Source organism: Vibrio penaeicida, from assembly GCF_002933855.1.
GTDB classification, from domain to species: domain Bacteria; phylum Pseudomonadota; class Gammaproteobacteria; order Enterobacterales; family Vibrionaceae; genus Vibrio; species Vibrio penaeicida_A.
Window position 1 is genome coordinate 1 of the sequence record NZ_BFAQ01000075.1, and the last position, 2,052, is coordinate 2,052.

Annotated in this window: 3 protein-coding genes; all 3 read left to right on the plus strand. The window is 38.9% G+C overall.

The features are described 5' to 3' along the window. Nucleotides 1–38: 38 nt before the first annotated feature. The 3 genes from VPNCDNU1_RS28155 to VPNCDNU1_RS28165 all read left to right on the plus strand — a co-directional run bounded on the left by VPNCDNU1_RS28155 (nt 39) and on the right by VPNCDNU1_RS28165 (nt 1,918). On the plus strand, nt 39–446 hold the full coding sequence (locus VPNCDNU1_RS28155) for a hypothetical protein (RefSeq protein WP_104403446.1): 408 nt from the start codon (nt 39–41) through the stop codon (nt 444–446). A 144-nt stretch (nt 447–590) separates the two neighbouring features. Then, nucleotides 591–893 carry a hypothetical protein gene (locus VPNCDNU1_RS28160; protein ID WP_237324245.1) on the plus strand — a complete coding sequence of 101 codons (303 nt, stop codon included), beginning with the start codon at nt 591–593 and terminating at the stop codon, nt 891–893. A 185-nt stretch (nt 894–1,078) separates the two neighbouring features. Beyond that, on the plus strand, nt 1,079–1,918 hold the full coding sequence (locus VPNCDNU1_RS28165; protein ID WP_104403447.1) for a DUF2971 domain-containing protein: 840 nt from the start codon (nt 1,079–1,081) through the stop codon (nt 1,916–1,918). Nucleotides 1,919–2,052: the final 134 nt, after the last annotated feature.

The following is a 2,052-nucleotide window of genomic DNA, read 5'->3' on the forward strand; positions in this document are numbered from 1 at the left end:
TTTAAGCTGGCGTTAGGTGTCATAACAAGGAGAAATTCATGGAACACGTAGATTTATTTCCACTGTTACACAATCGGATGAATAAAGAAGAGCAATCAGTTCCAGAATATATTGGTGAATTTGATGGAGTATCATCGTTGCCCAAAGGAGATTATCCAGCCATTTATTTTTGGGTTGATCGCGACAATTCAAATAGTGTCAGAATCTCCTTTAACACGCCAAAGCTTGAACGTTGGTGCATGGAAGAGGCAGTAGCCAATGGCTACAACGCAGATTCGATCGAACCAAATGTAAAGCAAGCTTTGGTTACATTGCAACAAGTTAGTACACCAGCTTTTGAAGCCATGATTGCAGAGATGTTAAATTCTGAACCTGACTCGCCAAACCCTGAAAATTCACAAGTAACAGAGTCTTCTCAACCAAAAAAATGGTGGCAGTTTTGGTGAAAAACACCTAACAAATTGTTCAAGCAGACAGCTAACAGTCGGCGATTTTGGTTTGGTTGAGTTTAGTGATTACGGTGGTTTTGTTTGAGTGCAGTGGTGGTTAGCTGCTACTTAACAAGGCGTTATATTTTAGAAGGAGGCGTCGTGAAGCCAATAGTAGTAACTCTTTGTGGGAGTATGAAATTTAAGCAAGCATTTTGGGATGCCAACTTCAATGAAACCATGGCGGGTAATATTGTACTAAGTGTTGGTGGTCTAGAGTACGATGACCATATCGATCTAACAGAAGAAGATAAACGAATGCTAGGCGACTTACATAAACGCAAAATAGATATGTCTGATGAAATTCTTGTTTTAAATGTGGGTGGCTATATCGGAAAAAGTACCGAAGGTGAAATTGAATATGCTCGACAACACGGTAAGGGCGTACGGTTTTTAGAAGAATAATCAAGTTCAAACTAAGTTTCTGGACTTACAACTCGCGGTAACCAAAATATAACAAACAATTCAAACAGACCAAAAACGCGTGGCATTTTTAGTTTGCGTTGAGTTTGGTGTTTAAGGTGGTATGCAGAAACGGCATTTGTACGTTTTTGGCAGTTTAATTGGGCGTTAAGTTTATTGGAGATTTAATGGAATATTTTAAGTATCTTAGTCCCCAACGGCTAGATGTACTGAGTAATCTGAAAATCAGGTATACACAAGCAATTGCCCTAAATGATCCTTTTGAGGTTTTTCCAGCGATCATCGATAAAGATAAGGAATGGTATTTCAAGAATTTTTTGACGAAAATTGAATCTGAAGCAGATCAGATAGACTTTAAAAGTGCCGTCAAAAGAAAACAGTTTATTCGTGCTCGTAAGAAGGATTTTCCCAACTTTTATAGATGCTACACAGATGAACAATGGCTTCTAGAGCAAGCTTTTTCTATTGTAATGCGGGATGCTCTTATTCAAGGCTACCTGAGTTTAAGCAAAACGAATCAAAATATCCTTATGTGGTCTCATTATGCTCAAAATCATGAAGGTTTCGTCCTTGGCTTCGACTCAGATCATGAATACTTTAAAATTGGTGTGTCAGATATTGAGTATAGCGATCAAAGACCATACTTGAATCCTTTGCAAAGTCGCCAAGATGCCTCTCTTTTCACGACAAAGAGCTTGGATTGGGCATATGAGCAAGAAGTAAGAAAGAGCATGTCATTTGTAGAACATATTCAGCTTCCAAATGGCAATACATTGCTCCCATATCCCGACGAGTTACCGGATAGTTCTGATGAAATCTATCAACGTGTTAGGTTATTCGAATATCCTAAGTGTTCAATTAGTTCTGTTACATTCGGATGGAAGTCGACACCTGAATTTCGTAAGTCTGTTATTGAAGCCTTAGAGCATCATGGACTTTCGAAGATAAAGGTAATGATTGCCGTTCCTCACCCGAGAAAATATGAAATGAAGCTTCATCAAATATAAACTTAACAAAGCGTTTAAGACGGATTCCCAACGCTTGGCATTTACGGCTTACTTTGGTTTAAGTGTTTATGTCACAATGGTTTAGGTAGGGTGGTAGCGTTGCTCACCACTTAACGCGGCGTTATAGCGCCTTG

What these genes read in the sequence shown, in the direction of transcription:
- VPNCDNU1_RS28155 (WP_104403446.1), top strand. Translation starts at nt 39, where the DNA reads ATGGAACACGTAGATTTATTTCCACTGTTACACAATCGGATGAATAAA.
- VPNCDNU1_RS28165 (WP_104403447.1), top strand. Translation starts at nt 1,079, where the DNA reads ATGGAATATTTTAAGTATCTTAGTCCCCAACGGCTAGATGTACTGAGT.